General features: G+C 42.4%; 22 protein-coding genes and 1 pseudogene. 4 read left to right on the forward strand and 19 right to left on the reverse strand.

The window, feature by feature from the left end; all coding sequences use genetic code 11:
* Position 1: 1 nt before the first annotated feature.
* Positions 2–928 (reverse strand): CPBP family intramembrane glutamic endopeptidase, encoded by a 927-nt coding sequence (locus AC4HAN_RS01295; RefSeq protein WP_491090688.1) that lies wholly within the window; start codon positions 926–928, stop codon positions 2–4.
* A gap of 182 nt (positions 929–1,110) precedes the next feature.
* Here AC4HAN_RS01295 and AC4HAN_RS01300 point away from each other — a divergent pair, with 182 nt between their 5' ends.
* From AC4HAN_RS01300 to AC4HAN_RS01310, 3 genes are all read left to right on the forward strand, one after another.
* Complete coding sequence (locus AC4HAN_RS01300; RefSeq protein WP_491090689.1) at positions 1,111–3,297, forward strand: ABC transporter substrate-binding protein/permease; 2,187 nt, start codon at positions 1,111–1,113, stop codon at positions 3,295–3,297.
* Positions 3,297–4,037, forward strand: coding sequence for an amino acid ABC transporter ATP-binding protein (locus AC4HAN_RS01305; RefSeq protein WP_491090691.1), 741 nt, complete (start codon positions 3,297–3,299; stop codon positions 4,035–4,037). The genes AC4HAN_RS01300 and AC4HAN_RS01305 overlap by 1 nt, the downstream gene beginning before the upstream one ends.
* Before the next feature lie 740 nt (positions 4,038–4,777).
* Complete coding sequence (locus tag AC4HAN_RS01310) at positions 4,778–6,283, forward strand: ATP-binding cassette domain-containing protein (protein WP_491091112.1); 1,506 nt, start codon at positions 4,778–4,780, stop codon at positions 6,281–6,283.
* Positions 6,284–6,380: 97 nt separating this feature from the next.
* On the opposite strand, the gene AC4HAN_RS01315 is transcribed toward AC4HAN_RS01310, so the two are convergent.
* The 6 genes from AC4HAN_RS01315 to AC4HAN_RS01340 form a co-directional block, all read right to left on the reverse strand.
* On the reverse strand, positions 6,381–7,034 hold the full coding sequence (locus AC4HAN_RS01315) for an ABC-2 transporter permease (protein WP_491090692.1): 654 nt from the start codon (positions 7,032–7,034) through the stop codon (positions 6,381–6,383).
* Positions 7,031–7,882 carry an ATP-binding cassette domain-containing protein gene (locus tag AC4HAN_RS01320; RefSeq protein ID WP_491090693.1) on the reverse strand — a complete coding sequence of 284 codons (852 nt, stop codon included), beginning with the start codon at positions 7,880–7,882 and terminating at the stop codon, positions 7,031–7,033. The genes AC4HAN_RS01315 and AC4HAN_RS01320 overlap by 4 nt, the downstream gene beginning before the upstream one ends.
* A gap of 3 nt (positions 7,883–7,885) precedes the next feature.
* Entirely contained in the window at positions 7,886–8,257 is a 372-nt protein-coding gene (locus AC4HAN_RS01325) for a GntR family transcriptional regulator (protein WP_491091113.1), read from the reverse strand.
* A 129-nt stretch (positions 8,258–8,386) separates the two neighbouring features.
* Positions 8,387–8,548 (reverse strand): hypothetical protein, encoded by a 162-nt coding sequence (locus AC4HAN_RS01330; RefSeq protein ID WP_491090695.1) that lies wholly within the window; start codon positions 8,546–8,548, stop codon positions 8,387–8,389.
* Between the two features lie 499 nt (positions 8,549–9,047).
* Positions 9,048–10,358, reverse strand: a complete 1,311-nt coding sequence (gene obgE, locus AC4HAN_RS01335; protein WP_491090696.1) for a GTPase ObgE — start codon at positions 10,356–10,358, stop codon at positions 9,048–9,050.
* A gap of 54 nt (positions 10,359–10,412) precedes the next feature.
* The gene (locus AC4HAN_RS01340) at positions 10,413–10,541 is read right to left on the reverse strand and encodes a DUF4044 domain-containing protein (protein ID WP_003087827.1); all 129 of its coding nucleotides are present in this window, start codon (positions 10,539–10,541) and stop codon (positions 10,413–10,415) included.
* Positions 10,542–10,723: 182 nt separating this feature from the next.
* On the opposite strand from AC4HAN_RS01340, the gene AC4HAN_RS01345 reads away from it, so the two are divergent.
* Positions 10,724–11,086 carry a thioesterase family protein gene (locus tag AC4HAN_RS01345; RefSeq protein ID WP_491090697.1) on the forward strand — a complete coding sequence of 121 codons (363 nt, stop codon included), beginning with the start codon at positions 10,724–10,726 and terminating at the stop codon, positions 11,084–11,086.
* A gap of 69 nt (positions 11,087–11,155) precedes the next feature.
* On the opposite strand, the gene AC4HAN_RS01350 is transcribed toward AC4HAN_RS01345, so the two are convergent.
* The 12 genes and pseudogenes from AC4HAN_RS01350 to AC4HAN_RS01405 all read right to left on the reverse strand — a co-directional run bounded on the left by AC4HAN_RS01350 (position 11,156) and on the right by AC4HAN_RS01405 (position 19,359).
* Positions 11,156–11,380, reverse strand: a complete 225-nt coding sequence (locus AC4HAN_RS01350; protein ID WP_491090698.1) for a DUF4649 family protein — start codon at positions 11,378–11,380, stop codon at positions 11,156–11,158.
* Between the two features lie 38 nt (positions 11,381–11,418).
* On the reverse strand, positions 11,419–12,264 hold the full coding sequence (locus AC4HAN_RS01355; protein WP_491090700.1) for an SDR family oxidoreductase: 846 nt from the start codon (positions 12,262–12,264) through the stop codon (positions 11,419–11,421).
* A gap of 82 nt (positions 12,265–12,346) precedes the next feature.
* Positions 12,347–12,757, reverse strand: a complete 411-nt coding sequence (locus AC4HAN_RS01360; protein ID WP_491090701.1) for an acyl-CoA thioesterase — start codon at positions 12,755–12,757, stop codon at positions 12,347–12,349.
* A 115-nt stretch (positions 12,758–12,872) separates the two neighbouring features.
* Positions 12,873–13,346 (reverse strand): hypothetical protein, encoded by a 474-nt coding sequence (locus tag AC4HAN_RS01365; RefSeq protein ID WP_491090702.1) that lies wholly within the window; start codon positions 13,344–13,346, stop codon positions 12,873–12,875.
* A gap of 49 nt (positions 13,347–13,395) precedes the next feature.
* The gene (locus tag AC4HAN_RS01370) at positions 13,396–13,785 is read right to left on the reverse strand and encodes a PaaI family thioesterase (protein ID WP_491090703.1); all 390 of its coding nucleotides are present in this window, start codon (positions 13,783–13,785) and stop codon (positions 13,396–13,398) included.
* 114 nt (positions 13,786–13,899) lie between these two features.
* Entirely contained in the window at positions 13,900–14,322 is a 423-nt protein-coding gene (locus tag AC4HAN_RS01375) for an MmcQ/YjbR family DNA-binding protein (RefSeq protein WP_491090704.1), read from the reverse strand.
* Between the two features lie 211 nt (positions 14,323–14,533).
* Entirely contained in the window at positions 14,534–14,983 is a 450-nt protein-coding gene (locus tag AC4HAN_RS01380) for a MerR family transcriptional regulator (RefSeq protein ID WP_491090705.1), read from the reverse strand.
* Positions 14,984–15,112: 129 nt separating this feature from the next.
* Positions 15,113–15,508: pseudogene (locus AC4HAN_RS01385) on the reverse strand (NAD(P)H-dependent oxidoreductase); the annotation flags it as partial.
* A gap of 215 nt (positions 15,509–15,723) precedes the next feature.
* The gene (locus AC4HAN_RS01390; protein ID WP_491090707.1) at positions 15,724–16,674 is read right to left on the reverse strand and encodes an aldo/keto reductase; all 951 of its coding nucleotides are present in this window, start codon (positions 16,672–16,674) and stop codon (positions 15,724–15,726) included.
* Between the two features lie 110 nt (positions 16,675–16,784).
* Complete coding sequence (locus AC4HAN_RS01395) at positions 16,785–17,084, reverse strand: YciI family protein (RefSeq protein WP_491090708.1); 300 nt, start codon at positions 17,082–17,084, stop codon at positions 16,785–16,787.
* Between the two features lie 576 nt (positions 17,085–17,660).
* The gene (locus AC4HAN_RS01400) at positions 17,661–18,521 is read right to left on the reverse strand and encodes an SDR family NAD(P)-dependent oxidoreductase (protein ID WP_491090709.1); all 861 of its coding nucleotides are present in this window, start codon (positions 18,519–18,521) and stop codon (positions 17,661–17,663) included.
* Between the two features lies 1 nt (position 18,522).
* Positions 18,523–19,359 carry an alpha/beta fold hydrolase gene (locus AC4HAN_RS01405; RefSeq protein WP_491090711.1) on the reverse strand — a complete coding sequence of 279 codons (837 nt, stop codon included), beginning with the start codon at positions 19,357–19,359 and terminating at the stop codon, positions 18,523–18,525.

Consider the following 19,359-nt stretch of genomic DNA (forward strand, 5'->3'; position numbering starts at 1 on the left):
CTCAAGCGTCCTTAGCAAGGGTGACATTTTCTTTTTTAAGCAAAAAACCAAGTATGACGATAGCCACAACAAGTACCAGACTGGTCAGAAAACTCCCTTCTGTTCCAAAGGCGCCGCCTGAAATCCATTCGGCTGCATCAGCCTTGCTGCTGAAGTAAAATAAAGATGTCCCTGCACCTTGCCCGCTGACAGCTACTCCAAAGAGATTTCCCTGAGTAAAATTCCAAGCACCATGCAGGCCGGCAACGCCCCAAAGGTTATCCGTCTTTAACATATAAAGTGCCATAAAAACACCTGACAAAATGATACTGAGTATTGAAAAGACAGTCACGTGGCTGTTTCCCAAGTGCATCAGTCCGAAAAGACTGCTGGAAATTCCGATGGCTGCCGCAAGATTGCTGCGCTTATTGATCAAAGGCAAAAGCCAACCGCGTGTCAGCAGTTCTTCTGTCCCGCTCTGAATAAACCAAAAGGGGATAGTTGACAAGACAGACAAAACGGCTCCTCCCGAAAAATCAACAGACTGCAGTTCAACACCGCCAAAAAGGTAGGTTAGCAGAAAAGCTGCCGAAAAAACAAGCATGCCTACACCCCAGCCTTTAATAATGGCTTGAAACCAATTTTTCCTGAATAGCCCCAAACTGGAAATCGGGCGCTTTTCAGCCCACTTCACCCAGGCAAAGACCACTAGAGAAACAAAGAAAAATAAGAACAGCTGAAAATATAAGCTGCTAAAGGCCGCAGTAAGACTGAACTTTATCGGATCAATGAGATAAAGCGTCATTATCGGCAGAGACAGTACAGCTCCTCCGGCAAAACTCCCCAGAAAAACAAAAAGATAGACCATAATACAGGCTAAAATAATAAAGAGCCAGCTGGGTATTTTCTGATAAAAGAGTGTCGGAGCTTCTAAAATTCTTTTTTGCATAGGTGATTCTTTCTTTAATTCATTGGTAAAAGTTCCTTATAATATATAGCAATTTACACTTTTTCCCTTTAAAAGTCAACGGCATATCTATGTTATGTTTTCTTACATGGCATGCAGGACTGTTCTTGCCTAAATTTTTAATATTTGATATAATAAAGTAATTTTTATGAAGGAGTACGAACATGAAGCGAAAGATAGTTGCTCTTATGACAGCATTTTTGACACTGGCTTTTATCTTTGGCGCAAAAGTTTCTGCTGATACCATCAAGGTTGTTTCAGATTCTACTTATGCACCATTTGAATTTAAGGACAGCGACCAGGTCTATAAGGGAATTGATGTAGATATCATTAAAAAAGCAGCTGAAATCAGCGGCTGGGACTACAAAATGTCCTTCCCCGGTTTCGATGCGGCGGTTAATGCCGTTCAGTCCGGACAGGCCGATGCTTTGATGGCAGGAACAACTGTTACCAAAGAGCGTAAAAAAGTCTTTACTTTTTCAGACACTTATTATGATACCAAAATTGTCATTGTTACTCGCAGCAAAGACAAAATTACCAAGTACAGTCAGCTCAAAGGCAAGACGGTAGGTGTTAAAAACGGGACAGCTGCCCAAAGCTTTCTCGAAAAAAAGAAGGATAAGTACCACTATAAAATCAAATCCTTCGACACTGGCGATTCTATGTATAACAGTTTAGAATCTGCTTCTGTTGATGCCGTTATGGATGACAAACCTGTTGCCCAATACGCTATCAATCAAGGCCAGGATCTCCGTATCGAAATGGAAGGCGAGCCTATTGGCAGCTTTGCTTTCGCCGTCAAAAAAGGCAGTAAGTATGAATACCTCGTCAAAGATTTCAACAAAGCCTTAAAACAAATGAAAGCTGACGGAACTTATGATGAGATCATGAACAAGTGGATTTCTTCCAAGTCTGCTTCTGCCGACACTGTTAAATCACAGAGCACGGGTGATGCCAAGGCCAAAGCAAAGCCGATTAAAAACAGCTACAAGATCGTAATGGATTCTTCCTTTGCTCCTTTTGAATTTCAAAATGACGGCGGTAAATATGTCGGTATTGACGTTGATTTAATCAAAGCCATTGCCAAACAGCAGGGCTTTAAGATTCAAACGGAAAATCCGGGATTTGACGCTGCTCTCAATACTGTTCAGTCAAGTCAGGCAGACGCTGTTATGGCCGGAATGTCCATTACCGATGAGCGCAAAAAGATCTTCGATTTTTCCGACCCCTACTATACATCAAATACCTTATTAGCCGTTCGTAAGGGAAGCGGTCTTGTGTCTTACAAAGATCTGAAAGGCAAAAAAGTCGGGGCCAAAAACGGAACAGCTTCTTATGCTTTCCTCGAAAAAAATAAGGATAAGTACGGCTACACGCTAAAATCATTTGATGAAGCATCAACCATGTATGATAGCTTGAATTCCGGTTCTATTTATGCACTTATGGATGATGAAGCAGTTCTTAAATATGCTATTCAGCAGGGGCGTAAATTTGAAACACCAATTCCGGGTGAAAAGTCCGGCGAATACGGTTTTGCTGTTAAAAAGGGCAATAACCCTGAGCTCATTCAAATGTTTAACAACGGCTTAGCTGCCCTTAAAAAATCAGGTCAGTACGATAAGATTATCAACAAATACCTGTCTGATGATAAGCAAGATGCTAAATCCAAATCAGCCGTTGATGAATCTACCATTTGGGGACTGATTACCAACAATTATAAACAGCTCCTCTCCGGCCTTGGAACAACCCTGAGCCTGGCTCTTCTGTCATTCGGTCTTGCCCTGATTGTCGGCATTATCTTTGGTATGATGAGTGTCAGCCCTTACAAGGCACTGCGTGTTATCGCTGCTGTCTTTGTTGATGTGGTGCGCGGTATTCCGCTGATGATTGTCGCAGCCTTCATCTTCTGGGGAATTCCTAACCTGATCGAGTCTGTTACCGGTCATCAAAGTCCTATCAACGACTTCGTTGCAGGTACCATTGCCCTGACCTTAAACGGCGGTGCCTATATTGCTGAAATCGTCCGCGGCGGTATTGAGGCTGTTCCGATCGGACAGATGGAAGCCAGCCGCAGCTTGGGTATTTCTTACAAGACGACCATGCAAAAAATCATTCTGCCGCAGGCCTTCAAAATGATGCTGCCTAACTTCATCAATCAATTTGTTATTTCACTTAAGGATACCACCATTATCTCAGCTATCGGACTGATTGAGCTTTTCCAAGCCGGCAAGATCATCATCGCCCGCAACTACCAATCATTCCGCATGTATGCCATTCTTGCTCTGATGTACCTTGTAATCATTACACTCTTGACACGTCTGGCAAAACGCTTAGAAAAGAGGATTAAATAATGACTGATTTAAAAATTGATGTTCAGGATTTGCATAAATCTTTCGGACAAAATGAAGTCCTCAAAGGCATTGATGTGCAGTTTAATGAGGGAGATGTTGTCTGCATTATCGGTCCTTCAGGCTCCGGAAAATCGACCTTCCTGCGCACGCTGAACCTTCTCGAATCTGTTACCAGCGGCAAGGTCATTGTTGACGGTTATGAACTCTCAGACCCTACTACCAATGTCGATAAAGCTCGGGAAAATATCGGAATGGTTTTTCAGCATTTCAACCTTTTCCCGCACATGACCGTTCTTGAAAACATCACCTTTGCCCCGATTGAACTCGGAAAAGAATCTAAAGAAGAAGCTCAAAAGCACGGTATGGAACTTTTGGAAAAAGTCGGTCTTTCTGACAAGGCACAAGCTTATCCTGACAGTCTCTCAGGCGGCCAGAAACAGCGTGTGGCCATCGCTCGCAGCCTCGCCATGAATCCGGACATCATGCTCTTTGATGAGCCCACATCAGCTCTTGACCCTGAAATGGTCGGCGATGTGCTTAATGTCATGAAAGACTTGGCTGAACAAGGCATGACCATGCTGATTGTCACCCACGAAATGGGCTTTGCGCGTAAGGTCGCCAACCGCGTTATCTTTACCGATGGCGGACGCTTCCTTGAAGACGGTTCCCCTGAAGAAATTTTCGATAACCCACAGCACCCGCGTCTCAAAGACTTCTTGGATAAAGTGCTGAATGTTTAACGGTGCAAGTCTGATTGGAGTTTTCAACTCCTAATCAGACTACGTCAGCCACTATGGTGGACTGACTAGCTCCCTTACTAAGTTAAAAAGCAAGACATCATCGGCCTTGCTTTTTAACTGTCGTAACTGCTTTAATATCTTCAACTTTCCAGTCTCACTTGCTAATAAGCTCCTATAAGACCTTGCTAAACACCTTACTAGTGAAAAAACTTAGTTATTGTCGAACTAAGTTTTTTTACGTCGTAATATCAGCCACTATGGTGGACTGACTAGCTCCCTTACTAAGTTAAAAAGCAAGGCATGATCGGTCTTGCTTTTTAACTGCCGTAACTGTTTTAACAGCCTCAACTTTGCAGTTTCATTTGCTGCAAGGTTCTTTAAAACCTTTAAATTTTTTATTATAACATGACCCATTGACTTTTTGAAAGCGTTTTGCTAAACTGATTTTATAATATCAAATGGAGGTATGGTGCATTGAAAAACTAAAATTCTTCATAGTGGATATACTTTATCTAGAAGAATTTTTTGTGTGCACCAAGATCCAAAAAATTGCAACCAATACTCAAATAAAATCAAAATGATGCTAGGTGACAAGCTGCAGCCGGTACTAAAAGTGACTCACCGACCTACCATTTTTATTTTCAAAAAGTATAGACTGCTGCTGTTTTTGATGGCATAAAGAAAGCCCTACTAGATAAAGTAGCGGCTTTTATTGTTTGAAAAAGAAAGAAGGACAGTCCATGCTGCAACTCCAGCATCTAACGATTACCCACCAGAAAGATTTGCAAACACTTATTCGAGATCTTAATCTTGTGGTCAACCCTGGCGACAAACTGGCTCTTATCGGTGAAGAGGGAACTGGTAAGTCTACCCTGCTTAAAGCCATTCTCAATCCTCGCTTGATTGCTGGCTATACCACCATGGAAGGAACAATCACCAACCGCTTTAGCCGTACAGGGTACCTCCCTCAGAATATAGCGCCAGCAGATTTAGACCGCAGCTTAAGCGACTGCCTCTACCATGATATAGACTATGACCGCTTTGATTTTAATCTTTTTTATCAAATGGCAGAGCTCTTTCAATTTGATACTAATCGCTTTGATGACCCTGAACAACTGGTCAGAAACCTCTCAGGCGGGGAAAAATTGAAATTGCAGCTGCTGAAAATCTTAGCCAGTGACCCTGATCTCTTGCTCTTTGATGAACCTTCCAGTGATTTGGACCTAGAAAGTCTGCAATGGCTGGAAAAATTTATCAAAAGAACAGATAAAACGATTATCTTTATCTCACATGATGAAGAACTCTTAACAAACACTGCTACTGCTATACTTCATCTTGAATTATTAAAAAAACGTCAAGAAGCGCGCGCCAGCTATTTTCATGGAGACTACCAAAGCTATCGTCAGCAAAGACGTGAACGGTTTGAACGCCAACTGCAGCTGGCCAATAAGGAGCGCGAAGAACATGCCAAAAAAACTCAGAAATACCAGCGCATTCAGCAACGTATAGAACATGAACTGCGCAAGACCAAAAATGATGTTACAGGACGGCTTCTAGCCAAAAAAATGCATGCCCACCAAGCTCAAAAAGGCCGCCTAAACAAAGAGGCGGACCAATTCACTGAAATCCCTCAAGATATGGATACGATTGCCCTTTTCTTTTCAGATATTCAGACTCTGCCTGCTAGCAAGGTCATTCTAAAGTGGGAGGCAAAAGAGTTAGCAAGCGGACAAAAAATCGATTGGCAAATTCGTGGACAGGACAAGCTGGTCATTACAGGGAAAAATGGTATTGGCAAGACACTTCTGCTCAAGCAAGTTTTGGAGGAATTGAAAACAAGAACAGACCTTTCATTGGGCTACATGCCCCAAAATGACGAGGAGATTTTAGATGCCCACCAAACTGCTCTGAGCTTTTTATCGGATGCCGCAAGTCCTGAAAAGGTACGAACCATCCTTGCCAGCCTGCAATTCACACGCCAAGAAGTCGAACACTCCGTCCTTGACCTCTCCGGCGGCCAAAAAGCCAAGCTCTTTCTGGCTAAAATGGTCCTGGAAGGAAATAATGTGCTCATTCTGGATGAACCAACACGCCACTTCTCGCCAACCAGCCAGCCGCTTATCCGGCAACTTCTTAAGGATTACCCCGGCTGCATCATCAGCGTTTCCCATGATCGAAAGTTTATTGAGGAAATTGGCAGCACTGTTTACGAACTTGATCAAAAGCACCTCAGAAAGATTCAATAACTAAAAATAAGAGTGGGACAAAAATCGGTAAATCGTCATGAAATGGCGATTTTGATGTTGTTTCCCACTCTCTTGTCATTCTTAGTTAACCTCATTTTTAAAATTCTTTGGTTTTCATAATACCAATACTGATTTTTAAGGAAATCGCCAAAATCAGAAGAGCTGCAAGAATTAATAAAGCGACGAGTGCTTCTGCACTGAGAACAGGCAGGTGATTGAGTAAATTTGCCAAATCAATGTCAAAAAACATTTTAGCAGTTTTAAGAAGAACAATACCTAGAACAACCAGTCCGGCAATGCTTGCAATCATCGCGATACGGCCTTTTTCTGCTCCAAACTTCAGCTGAATCGGGAGAATGATAGCCTGCATTATCACAACCAAAGGGAAAATAAAGCTGGCTGTCATCAAAATGTCTTTGACTGACATTCCCCTCAAACTTGCGGCTGCTATTGCCAAAAGGAGAGCAGCTATCCAAGAGCTGAAACTCAGCAGAACAGCCAAAATATATTTCTCAAGAGCATAATTACTGCGGGTGATAGGAAGAGTGAACAAAAAGGCACTTCCGTTGTCAAGTTCATCATAGCTGGTAGTTGTTAAAGCAAATAAGGAAACGGTAAACGTCATAAAATATAAGGGAAAAGCAATATCATCTGAAAAGCCAACCAATCCAATCACAACAGCCAGCAGCAAATAAAAGAAGTTTTTTTGCTGCCCAATCAATTTAAAATCTTTTATCAAAAGCCCTTTCATAGTTTATCCCCCCTTATCATCAAGGCTGTCACCGTGTCAATAGTCCCCTTTTCAAGAGCAATTGCGGGGTAGTTTTCCAAGTAAAATTGTTTTTGATTGGTCAGGCAGCTATAGCCAAATTTTCCTTTTTTAAAACGAAGAATAAAAGGTTTATCCAATTCAGCAAACTGTTCTTCTGTAGCTTTCAAGACAGCATAATCACTCAGTAAAACATCTGTTTCCTCGTGCAGAATAATTCGGCCATCATCTATCATGTAGAGATCATCGCACAGACTTTCTAAGTCGCTTGAAATATGGGAACTAATCAAGATCGAGCGTCTGTCGTCCTGCTCCATATAATCTCTCAATAAGTCCAGCAATTCATCTCTGGTCATAACATCAAGACCCGCTGTCGGCTCATCCAGTATGAGCAGTTCTGCCTGATGAGAAATGGCAACCAAGACTTTTAACTTAGCTTTCATCCCTGTTGAGAAATCTTTTAAAAACTTCTCTTTTGGCAGCTGAAATCTATCCAGTTGTTTAAGGAAGAATGCCTTGTCAAAAGCCGGATACATAGCTTCTAAAATCGAAAGAATATCTATTATCCGTAAATAGCCGCTGAATCCAGAATCAGAAAGCACTACGCCCAGTTTTTCCTTGTCCTTAGCGGTCAAACGCTGACTGTCTTTTCCAAAAAGACTAATCTGCCCGCCGTCTGCTGAAATCAAACCTAAGATAGACTTAAACAGTGTCGTTTTGCCGGATCCATTTTGTCCAATCAAACCGGTAATCACTCCCTCTTTGATGTCTAGCGAAGCCTTCAGAGAAAAGCGATCATATTGTTTCCTTAAATCGTTGATTTTTAACATGGCTTAGTCCTCCAAAATCAAATCAAATAGACTCCTGATTTCCTTGTCAGAAAGGCCGTAACGCCTTCCTTTTTGAATGGCGCGCTCAAAATCGGTCTCTACTTCTTTTTTCTGCTCTTCCAATAAGAGTTCCGGGTTTACAGCGGCAACATAGCTGCCCTTGCCATGGACAGTGACTGTAAAACCGTCGCTTTCTAAAACATCATAGGCCTTTTTTACGGTCAGTGCACTGATTTTTAAATCCTTGGATAACGAACGGACGGACGGTAAGAGGTCATTTTCTTTTAACTGACCTGTTCGGATGCCTTTCTTTACTTGCTCTGCAATTTGCTCATAAATTGGAACCATAGAAGTGTTATTAATTATTATTTGCATCATCTGATTTTTCCTTCTTGTTATAAACAGTATATAACAGTATAGAACTCTTGTCAAGTGTTATATGCTATTTATGGAAAATTTTTAAAAAAATACCAGCCGATATTCACATCAGGCTGGTATTTTGCGTTATTCTGTTTTTTCTTTGGCAAGTTTTTCGCGTTCCAACCGCAGCCTGCGATTGGGATTGAGTTTATTAAAAAGTTTTTCTAATTTCTCAGCATTCCAAACATCGGCTGCTGACACAAAATTGCCATCTTTATCTTTAAATGATATTGGTTTATCACCCATAATAAAACCTCCATCTTGATTAGGTTTAATATTTAGTTACTCGTAAAGGCCGGCTGAGCTTAACTCATTCTATAGTGGCAGCATTCTTTTTGCCAGCCAAAAGCCTGATGTTACGACAGGCAGGCCGCCAGCAGTTTCTCCTTTATTCATGAAAAAGTCACGACGTGAGAAAAATGATTCGAGACTAATCGTTTTTCGAGCTAGTAAGTCGTTTAGCCAAGTATCCTAGCAATTTTCACTTTTCTACCGGATACCTTTGCCAGCCAAAAGCCTGATGTTACGACAGGCAGATAAATCAGTCGATATTACTGATTTATCTGCCTTAGTGATGTTGATAGGCAGGCCACCAGCAGTTTCTCCTTTATTCATGAAAAAGTCACGACGTGAGAAAAACGATTCGAGACTAATCGTTTTTCGAGCTAGTAAGTCGCTTAGCCAAGTGTCATAGCACTTGGCGTAGAGTGATTGCTATTTTAATAGCATAATCACTCTTAGCGAGTTAATCCACAAACTCAAATTCAAATTTACCGATACGGACAATATCCCCATCTTTAGCACCGCGTTCGCGCAGAGCCTCATCAACACCCATAGCCCGCAATTGGCGCGAAAATTTCATAATAGATTCGTCGCGTTCCAAATTGGTCATGACAAAGAGTTTTTCAAGTTTTTCACCGGAGAGTACCCAAGCAGCATCATCAGCCCGGGAAATCTCAAAGGCTTTTTCTTCCTCATCAAAACCATAGTAAGCTTCTTCCTGCATTTCTGAAGCATCATAAAGAAGAAAGTCATCGGTCTTGGCTAATAGCTGTGCCGTTGCATCCAGCAAAGCATCGAGTCCTTGATGAGTAATTCCTGAAATTGGAAAAATCTGCGGCTGCTCATCAAACTCATCATAATTGGCTGCCAGTTTTTCTTTGAAGACCTTTAGGTTTTCTGAAGCTTCCGGCATATCCATTTTATTTGCAACAATAATTTGCGGACGCTCCAGCAGACGCAGGTTATAGGTTTCCAATTCCTTATTGATTGCCAAATAATCTTCATAAGGATCGCGGCCTTCTGCTGCCGACATATCAATGACATGTAAAATAACACGTGTCCGCTCAATATGGCGCAGAAACTGTGTTCCAAGGCCAATACCCTGACTGGCACCTTCAATCAAGCCCGGTAAATCAGCCACTGCAAAGGACTCGCCGGACTTAGTGCGCACCATGCCCAAATTAGGAACAATGGTGGTAAAATGATAGGCGCCGATTTTAGGTTTGGCTGCTGTAATAACACTGAGCAGGGTTGATTTCCCAACAGAAGGAAAACCAACCAAACCAACATCAGCCAGAATTTTCAGCTCCAAGTCCAGTTCGCGTTCCTCGCCGGGTTCACCGTTTTCGGAAATCTCAGGCGCGGGGTTGCGCGGGGTTGCAAAACGGATATTTCCGCGGCCGCCGCGGCCGCCGTGAGCCGCAATAAATTCCTGATTGTTTACGATTAAATCAGCAAGAACCTTACCGGTTTGCGCATCGCGAACCGTTGTTCCCTGCGGTACACGCACATAAAGGTCCTCGGCACCGCGGCCGTGCATTCCTTTGGTCATGCCTTTTTCACCATTTTTCGCTTTAAATTTGCGGTTATAGCGAAAATCCATAAGAGTACGAAGTCCCTCATCAACTACAAAGATGACATTGCCGCCGCGGCCGCCGTCACCGCCCCAGGGACCGCCGTTGGCGACATATTTTTCACGGCGGAATGCAACCATACCATCACCGCCGCGGCCAGCTTTTACTGAAACCTTGGCAGTATCTAAAAACATGCTCATATCTTTTCTACCTTATTGTAATTCGCTTAAAAAAACGCCCGTGAGCGTTTCTTTTTAAATAACGGCGCTAAGTGCACTGAGAACCAGCGCTCCGACTGTAACCAAAACCATAATGATAACGACAACTAGGGTCAGTTTCTCAAACGGTGTCTTCTTACGCGGTCCATTATCTCCAAAAGCCAATTTTCTTACCTCTCTCACTGCATTTTATCTTAATTATCTTACCACGAATTAAAGGAATAAGCAAACAGCAGCTTAGAGGAAACGCTTTCGGAAATTATTTGTGCTTTAAATTTAAATGTGTTACAGTTAAAATATGAACTAACCATTACTACTTTATCTTTCGACAGCAAAAGGAGGCAGCCATGTCAATTTACAGTAAGTCTTATGTTACTACCCCTGAACACTCAGCCATGAACTGGGGTTCGGGCAGTCTTAACGTTTTGTCAACTCCCAGTATGATTGCTTTCATAGAAAATGCAGCTTTCTTATATTGTGAAGAAGATTTAGAAGTCTCACAAACAACGGTCGGTGCTCACATTGCTGTCCAGCACTTAGCTGCTACCAAAATCGGAAAACCAGTGGAAGTCCGAATTTTGGATGCTGAAAAAGACGGACGGAGCTCTCATTTTACTATTGAAGTTTATGAGGGCGACAAACTTATCGGCAAGGGAAAACACACGCGCGTTGTTGTTGATATTAAAAAATTTCTTGATAAATTAGATTAAAAAGTAAAAAGCGGGAAAATCTGTCTAGGTAAATACAGAACTTTTCCGCTTTTTTCAGTTAATCAGGGCTTAGTTTGATTCAAACTGTTTCCAGTCCATTTGGCTGACCGTTTGATACAAATCCCCAATCACTCCTTTGTAACCAACATCTCGACCCTTATAAGTCAACGATACAACTCGGTAATAATCCGGCAGGGTAATACAGCCACTGAGTGCCTGCATAAATTCCTCAGCTGTTTCAAAAGAGACCTCTCTTTGAGTTTGATAGGCATCCATATACGTTAAAGTAATCATATCTGCTCCTTTCTGCAAATCTTTTACGCTCAAATAATCTATTTATCCGAAAGACGCAATCTCAGCAATTCTGTTAAAGATGCTGCCGGGCGTCCAAGGACATGTTCAATATCAGAAGAAACTCCTGCTTGCTCCCCGTCTTTGATGGCTGTGTAGGTGCTGACCCAGGCATCGTATTCCCATGCTTCCGCCGGCCAGGCCTTGCGTGATTGGTAGGCTTCTTCAATCGTTTCATCAATATAAGGGACAGATTTTTTCGCTGCCTCTGCAACAGTCTTAACTATATCAGCCATTGACAGATCTTCCGGTCCGGTCATATTTAATGTTTGATTTCTCCACTTATCAGGGCTTATTAAAATAGCTGCTGCCACTTCGGAAACATCCTGCCTGGCTACAGCAGATACTTTCCCCTTGCCGGCCGGTCCGCGAATTTCACCATTTTCTAAACAGAGATCTAAAAAGAAATCCAAATAAAAATTGTCCCGCAGAAATGTGTAGTCAAATCCTTTTTCTTTGATATAATTTTCTGTCTTGGCATGATCGCGCGCTAAAGTAAAAGCTGCCTCAGCATTGGCATTATAAAAAGAAGTATAGATAATATGCTTGACACCCGCCTTATCGGCTGCATCAATAAAATCAAAATGCTCCTGCAAACGATTGGGACTTTCCGAAGCAGACACCATCAGCAAGGTATCAATGCCTTTTAAGGCCTCAATCGCTGCCGGAGAATTCTCAAAAGCTGCCTTAACAACTTCAGCATTGTCATAGGAAACTGCTTTTTGCGGATTTCGAGCCAAATGTCTGGCTGAAATATTCTTTTTTGCAATGAGTTCAGCAGTCAAACCGCCCAGCTTGCCTGTTACGCCCGTAATAGCAATTGTCATAATGAACCTCCTTGTGATCTTCACTCCATTATATCATCAAAAAACCAAAAAAGGGCTCTTTTTGTCTGCTATGACAGTAGGGCTAGAACTGACTGAGTTCTGCTAATTTGCTGTAAAAATCAGGGTATTCTTTTTTAATATTGACAAAACTGCCGCTTTGAGTTAAGAAACTGTGTTCTGACTGAGCCCGGCAAACCGTTTCACCCTTTTGGTTGGTCATGTCATAATGAAAGATCAGCCGTGCGGCTTTAACGTTTGCTACAGTAATGACAATGGCAATCTCATCAGCAAAGGTTGATGTTGTCAGATACTGACAGTTAACTGAAATAACCGGCGATATGATGCCTTCTTCTTCCAAGGTGTCATAGGGCCAGCCGATTTCTGTCAAAAAATGAACACGCGCCTCTTCCATCCAACGGATATAATTTGAATGGTGGGTAATGCCCATGCGGTCTGTTTCATAATATTGAACCAAATGCTTATATGGAGTCATGTCTGTTTCCTTTCACAAAAAAATAGTGCACTAATTTGGCTTGATATTCATCATCTTGGTGTCTGAGCCTTTTAATTCACTGAATAAAGACAGTGCTTGTCGCTGCCTTGATTTTTTAGTCATGTCCATAGCTGTAAAGCCGCCAAGGACCGCCTTTTTTTCGGACTAAAATCCAATTCCAATGGCTGTAATGACTGTTAGCACTAAAACCTGCATCGGGGCTGCCGTCAGTGCTGAAGCTTGATTGGTAAACAATGCACTCATCATAGGTCTTGGAAGCGTCTTTTTTATCATACTTCTCCTTGTACCTGTCAGCATCCAGATGTTTTTTTGCTGCTAACATTTCCTGAGACGTTTTATCCGAAGTATAGTCCAATGTTTCCAGGCGGCAGCCATTAAAAGTAATGAAATTTCTCCTTATCAGATTAGCAGCCGCTTTTCGATCTTTCAGAGTGTAGATTTTAGAGTGTCCGTAGCTGATTTTGGTATGCAGGACATTTCCCGGCATTCCCCACCCCATAATATAGATACCTCCAGCTAGAACAATGACAAGAAAAATAGCTGAAATCCAGATCATTATTTTTTTCATCGAATCATTCTCCCATTGGCATGCGCTTTAGTGATGGCAAACTAAATGATCAATCGTTTGCACGCTCGCCTGTCACAAACATTGTAAAGGTAGCTTTGGCTACTTCTTGATCTAATTGATTGGTAACCGTAACGTCAACAACCTTAGTTGTCCGTCCATCGTGAACACAGCGGCCGTCAATCAATAAGGTATCCCCCAGCTTCCCGGATTTTAAGTAATTGATACTGGACTGAAGCGTCACCGCGTCAAACCCGGTTGAAATAGAGACCAAACCGCTGATTTGGTCGCAGAGGGTAAAGATATAGCCGCCGTGTGCAAAACCATAATAATTTAAGGACTTGTCTACGACTTCTGTAGTCACGACCACATGGCCTTTCTCAAACGAAACCATATCAAAATTTTCAAACACACGAATTTCGTGCAAATGTTCATCACTCATTATGTTTCCTTTCAACCTTTCAAGATTCAGACAGTAAACGGACTTGGTTATCAATTAGCCAGGGGTGACAGCTTTTTTGCTGTTCTAAGATTTTTAAAGAAAGGACCGTACAGATTAATCACAATCTGACTTTCTCTTGGAAAGAGGCACTTTTTTATTTTTTGTTTTCGTTAAAGTAGCTTTATAGCTCTCATCCAACAGCTGGCAAATATCTGCTAAAGGCACTGTACCATCCAGTACAACGGATACCCAGTTCCATTTACTGCTTGGATAGCCGCGCAGAAATCCCTGCTGCTGCAGCAGAATATCTGCCAGCAGCGGATCACCGATTTTCAAGCTGACAATCTCCGCATCTCCCTCGCCGTCCAAACCAAACTCAGACCGTGTTTTCACGATGAACACCGCAAACCACTTGCCGCTGTCTGCATGCCTGAATATGCTGTAATCCTCGTGATTGAAGGGAAGCCGTTCAGTTTCCGCTTTGTATTTTTCTTTAGCGTATGCTTCCAGCTGCCCGCGCATCGTTTCACTAGTCATAGAAAACCTCTTATAATAAAATTTCTTTGTTCTGCAGCTGAACTCCCTGCATTTTCCACCGCCCAAGGCTAACGTTTTAAGTTTATTATAACATTTTTAGGGAAAACAACTGCTTAGCCAGCTATTTCTGTCAAGCCTTGCTGCTTAGGCTTTTTGACTGGGATGGCAGAGCTGATATTTTTCCCGGATAAGATGGCTAAAAACAGCTGCTTTAATCATGAAGCATTTCTTTCCAGCTGCCCTTTTCGTCAAAAATGATTCCATACTCCTTGTAATAGGTCTCATTATTGGTGATTTCACCAGATTCATATAAACCAATCTTATGGTCTAAGCGCTCAATACTGCGCTGCAGGTTATTCTGCTTTTTCAGGAGCATCGCGCGCTGCTCCCGCAGCAGTTTTTCACGAGCCTGCAGGGTTGCATCTCCTTCTTTTAACATCTGACAGTAATCAATCAGAGCCTCAATCGGCACACCTGAATGGCGCAGACAGATGACCGTTTCCAGCCATTTGTTGAGATCATCAGTGAAATAGCGATTGCCGTTGGCCTTGCGCGGAATATGGGGCAAAAGTCCAATCCGCTCATAATAGCGCACGGTATTGGGATTGATGTCATACATTTCAGAGACTTGCGTAATGGTATAGGTATTTTGCTCAGACATAGGAAAATCCTTTCTTTAACATTATATAAGATTATTTTATCACTAATAACCAGCTGTAAGTCAAGTAAACAATAAGAACCAGCAGATACTGGTTCTTTTATTATTTTTCAATTTTTCTATTGAATCCCTTTATCCTTTTAACCGTCTAACATAGTTTTCAGCCTGTTTTTCACAATCTTGGTCAGACAGACTCAAAGCACCCGCTGTGATAAAGGGCTCTTGATAGTCAAGACCGGTATGAAATTTAATGCTTTCAATGGGTTTTAAAATATCTTCAAAACTTGCCTGAAAACGTCCGTTTTCAGTATAGTCATCAGCACCTGCTCCAAAACTCGGTGCCAACAGCCACTCTTTCCCCTGAAGAGCAGTGCCTGCTGAACCATAAGCCCATCCGTATTCTAAGACCGCATCAAACCATTGCTTCATCAGAGCCGGAACCTGGTACCAGTAAATCGGGAACTGCAGCACAATTCGATCTGCAGCCTCCAATACAGCCTGTTCTTTTTTGATATCGATTTGAAAATCAGGATAAAGAGCATAGAGATCACGTACCTCAAAACCAGCTTTCTGTGCAGCTTGAGCAAGCGCCTAATTGATACGTGATTCGGCAGTTAAATGCGGATGAAATACAAAAATAACTGTTTTCATGATAGATTTCCTTTTTCTATTAATTATCTGTTAATCATTTAAGCCTATCAGACAGTGTCAGCTTTTTTCTTCTGATTTGAAAAACACCTAAATCAGGCTTGGCCTTCCCAGCCGCCGCTGGTATCAACACCTGATGCTGCAGCTAATTGTTCCAGCTCAGAAGCCTCTTCTGCTGTCAGTTTGATAGAAGCTGCTTTGGCAGCATCTTCGACTTGCGCTGTTGACGTTACACCGAGGATAGGCGTTGTTCCTTTGCCGATTGCCCAAGCAGTAGCAATTTGTGCTGCGGAAGCGTGATATTTCCCGGCCAAGCTGCGCAGTTCTGTCAAAAGATCCTTGAGAGCCGGAAACATCGGATTGTATGTCTTTCCGCGGTTGGAATCCGCCGGCAGCAAGTGAGTTTCATCATATTTGCCAGAAAGAGCGCCCTGCTCTAATACCATATAGGCAAAAAACTGAATATTATTTTCTCTGCAGTAGTCCAAAAGGCCGTCCTCAATGGATTTCCGGTAGAGCAGACTCAAGTGATTTTGAACAGCTGAAACTTTGATACCGGCAGGTGCCAAGATTTCCTGTACACGTTTAACCTGTTCTAGACTGTGATTGGAAACACCGATACGGCCAATCTTTCCGGTTTTAACGGCATCAATCAAGAGCGGTGTCCAGCGTTCCACATCAGCCGAATTATGAATCCAGTAAATATCAATAAAATCCGTTCCAAGGCGCTCAAGGCTGCCTTCCAGCATATCAACGACTGGATTTTCAGCAGCGTCATTTTGCATGCCCGGTGTAAATTTATCCGAAATCACAACTTCCTCGCGCGGGTAAGCGCCCAGCAATTCGCCGACGATACGCTCAGAATCACCAACCCCATAAGCATAGGCAGTATCAAAGAGATTGAGGCCATTTGTCATAGCAGAGCTGACTACTTCTTTAAGATCAGCTGTATCAAGACTGCTGCCAAAAACCTTATCTCCGCCAAATGCTCCGGCTCCCCAAGACCATGTTCCAAGTGCAATTTTTGATTCTGTTTTTCTTGTCATATATTTTCCTCTTTACTTTCTAATAAATCAAAATCAGACAGTACCACAAGACTCATCTGTATGAGCAATCAATAGCAACGATGTATGACTTTGATTTTCAATGGTAAAAGCTATTTCCCTTTATAGTCAGTGATATTATCTGCGATGATATTAGCCTGAAATTCATGAATATCATAGGCTGCCATATCAGGATAATAGGCATCCTTGGCAATGACAGCCTCTAAAGATTCACGGCTGCCAGCCTGAGCCATGACAACACCGGCCATCGCTTTATCGCGATACGGCCCCACAAGCAGAAACTGTCCCTCTTGGGCTTGCTGCGAAAACCAGGCACGATGCCCTGCTAAAAGCGCATCAGCTTTATCGGCAGGCACCTTATCAGCATGAATAGTAATATCAATTAAATACATAATTCAGCTCCTTTCAAATGAATGACCCTAGTTTACTACTTATAGTCAACTACAAGTCAAGAGAAAACTTCCGCCAGATTTATTTTTTAACAACAACTAAAAACCCCCTGACTAATCTGACTGGTCAAGGGGTCTGATAATATGTGAAGATAGTGCTGCACTATAAGTTTTTTAAGATCATGAGCTAGCAAATTTAACGTTTTTAATTTCTTACACAGCAAAAGACTACAATCTTTAATTACGTTTTACAAGTAAACTCACACATTTGACATGATGCGTCAGTAGGAGTAAAAAAATCCTCTAGGCCTTTTTAGTAGTTAGCCCTGAAACACGAAAAGATCTGGACTCTCAATCTGTGCTTTTTCTAACAATCCAGCTACTTCACAATGGATACCGCTATGACATTTACCGATACGAGAGGGCCTATCCCTTGCTTATCCCAATGGTCATAAGGGGTAATAAGATGTTGACTAGGAACTAAATCTTTAGTTCCCATAACTTCGCTCATAACAGACTTAAAGAAGCGATTTCGCAAGGTCTGGCCACTTTTTAGGATCAGAATCTCAAAGAGTTGATTCATTTTATTCTTCTTGCGATAGCAGCATCACAATAGTTCATGAGCTGCTTTGCCTTTTCCGTATTATAGCCTTTTTTGGAAACCCATTTTTCTTTTTTATCATCAAAATAACTTCCGCTAATACCAGCGACTTGGTCTGAAAGACTCAAATAATAACCAGTCATGATACCTCCATCCAAGTCCTTGGAAAGTCCTTTCATAATCTTAGCAAAAAGAGACTTCTGCGTTTTAGGGTCACTGCTATCATTTCCTAAATTAGTTGAAATCAGACCCGGATGATAACTGTTAATAGTGACTTTGGAACCTGCTTTTTTCAGAAGTTCTGCCTGATAGCGGGTCAGTCTGATGATGTAGAGTTTGGCATTATTATAAGCTAATGTCGGAGTGTAGGCCTTTTCCAAAGAAAAATCCAATCCCTTAATCTTAGCAAAATGATGCATATATGATGACGTGTTAATCACACGTCCTGCGGCAGACTTTTCCAAAAGCGGCAAAAGCTCCGTCGTCAAGACATAAGGAGCCAGAACAGAGAGCATGAAGGTCAGCTCTACTCCTTCTGCTGTCAGCTGACGGGTCTTACCTGCAAAAAGCCCAGCATTATTAAAGAGGACATCCAGCTTGGTAAAATCCCGTTTAAGATCAGCCGTCAGGCGGTAAATATCCGACAGTTTGGACAAATCAGCCAAGTAACCATGGATGCGGGCTGTGGGAACTTGTCCTTTGATGTCATCCAGTGCTTTGTCCAGCTTTTGAGGATTGCGGCCGTGAAGAATGACTTCGTGTCCTTCTGCGGCCAGCTTTGTTGCCAGATGCTTACCGATACCATCTGTCGCGCCTGTAACAAGAATAGTTTTAGCCATTCTATACTCCCAGGAAAGCTTCTAAATCTTTAGCGAATTGGTCAGCGTACTGAAAAAGTGAGCCATGACCAGCATTTGGATAGATGATGATCTGACTGTTGTCAATCTTATCGTGCATGATATAGGAATTTTCCGTAGGCACCATCATGTCCTTGTCACCATTGACAATCAAGGTCGGTTGGCTGATAAAGCTCAGGTCGTCCTCTGCTGACTTGCCCCAGCGTTTGATTGCTTTCAGCTGACCTAAGAAAGACGGCACAGCCATCGCCTTATCAGCATAAGCCTGATCACGACTGTCTAAACGACCGAGAACCTTATCAGCTTCTATTTTTCCCTTATCATCATGCCCGTAAAAAATGTAGCGTTTAGGATCTACGCGGTGGAAACCAGCACGCGCCATGTAACGAAAGGTCGTTGACCTTACCTTATCAATACCGACGCCGCCTCGGTGTCCCGTCCCCACTAAGATTAGACGATTCACTAAGTTTGGTGCAAGACGCACGACTTCTTGAGCGACCATACCGCCCATGGAAAGTCCCAGTAGATTGACGCTGGTATAACCCATGGCCTTGATAATGGCGATTACCTGCTCAGCCATGCCCGGAATAGTTGGAGCAACCTTGCCTCCGCTTGCCCCAACTCCTAGTAAGTCAAGCAGGATGACATGTTGTTTTTGGGTCAGAAAGTCAATCAGCTTGGGATCCCAGTTATCCATGGTTGCTGCTAAATGAACCAGCATCACTAAGGGCCGTTCTGACTTACCTTTGCCGATTTCACGATAAGCGATTTTGTTGTCATTAACAGTAATATATTGGTTTTTAGTGGTTAAATAAGCCAT

The sequence above is a fragment of the Streptococcus sp. ELY_86 genome, assembly GCF_058314495.1.

Coding starts and splice junctions, on each gene's coding strand:
- AC4HAN_RS01400 (WP_491090709.1), bottom strand. CDS start 18,521: ATGGCTAAAACTATTCTTGTTACAGGCGCGACAGATGGTATCGGTAAG.
- AC4HAN_RS01310 (WP_491091112.1), top strand. CDS start 4,778: ATGCTGCAACTCCAGCATCTAACGATTACCCACCAGAAAGATTTGCAA.
- AC4HAN_RS01330 (WP_491090695.1), bottom strand. CDS start 8,548: ATGGGTGATAAACCAATATCATTTAAAGATAAAGATGGCAATTTTGTG.
- AC4HAN_RS01355 (WP_491090700.1), bottom strand. CDS start 12,264: ATGACAATTGCTATTACGGGCGTAACAGGCAAGCTGGGCGGTTTGACT.
- AC4HAN_RS01305 (WP_491090691.1), top strand. CDS start 3,297: ATGACTGATTTAAAAATTGATGTTCAGGATTTGCATAAATCTTTCGGA.
- AC4HAN_RS01370 (WP_491090703.1), bottom strand. CDS start 13,785: ATGAGTGATGAACATTTGCACGAAATTCGTGTGTTTGAAAATTTTGAT.
- AC4HAN_RS01395 (WP_491090708.1), bottom strand. CDS start 17,084: ATGTATTTAATTGATATTACTATTCATGCTGATAAGGTGCCTGCCGAT.
- AC4HAN_RS01405 (WP_491090711.1), bottom strand. CDS start 19,359: ATGGCTTATTTAACCACTAAAAACCAATATATTACTGTTAATGACAAC.
- AC4HAN_RS01315 (WP_491090692.1), bottom strand. CDS start 7,034: ATGAAAGGGCTTTTGATAAAAGATTTTAAATTGATTGGGCAGCAAAAA.
- AC4HAN_RS01320 (WP_491090693.1), bottom strand. CDS start 7,882: ATGTTAAAAATCAACGATTTAAGGAAACAATATGATCGCTTTTCTCTG.
- AC4HAN_RS01325 (WP_491091113.1), bottom strand. CDS start 8,257: ATGCAAATAATAATTAATAACACTTCTATGGTTCCAATTTATGAGCAA.
- AC4HAN_RS01390 (WP_491090707.1), bottom strand. CDS start 16,674: ATGACAAGAAAAACAGAATCAAAAATTGCACTTGGAACATGGTCTTGG.
- AC4HAN_RS01380 (WP_491090705.1), bottom strand. CDS start 14,983: ATGTCTGAGCAAAATACCTATACCATTACGCAAGTCTCTGAAATGTAT.
- AC4HAN_RS01345 (WP_491090697.1), top strand. CDS start 10,724: ATGTCAATTTACAGTAAGTCTTATGTTACTACCCCTGAACACTCAGCC.
- AC4HAN_RS01360 (WP_491090701.1), bottom strand. CDS start 12,757: ATGACTCCATATAAGCATTTGGTTCAATATTATGAAACAGACCGCATG.
- obgE (WP_491090696.1), bottom strand. CDS start 10,358: ATGAGCATGTTTTTAGATACTGCCAAGGTTTCAGTAAAAGCTGGCCGC.
- AC4HAN_RS01295 (WP_491090688.1), bottom strand. CDS start 928: ATGCAAAAAAGAATTTTAGAAGCTCCGACACTCTTTTATCAGAAAATA.
- AC4HAN_RS01365 (WP_491090702.1), bottom strand. CDS start 13,346: ATGAAAAAAATAATGATCTGGATTTCAGCTATTTTTCTTGTCATTGTT.
- AC4HAN_RS01300 (WP_491090689.1), top strand. CDS start 1,111: ATGAAGCGAAAGATAGTTGCTCTTATGACAGCATTTTTGACACTGGCT.
- AC4HAN_RS01375 (WP_491090704.1), bottom strand. CDS start 14,322: ATGACTAGTGAAACGATGCGCGGGCAGCTGGAAGCATACGCTAAAGAA.
- AC4HAN_RS01350 (WP_491090698.1), bottom strand. CDS start 11,380: ATGATTACTTTAACGTATATGGATGCCTATCAAACTCAAAGAGAGGTC.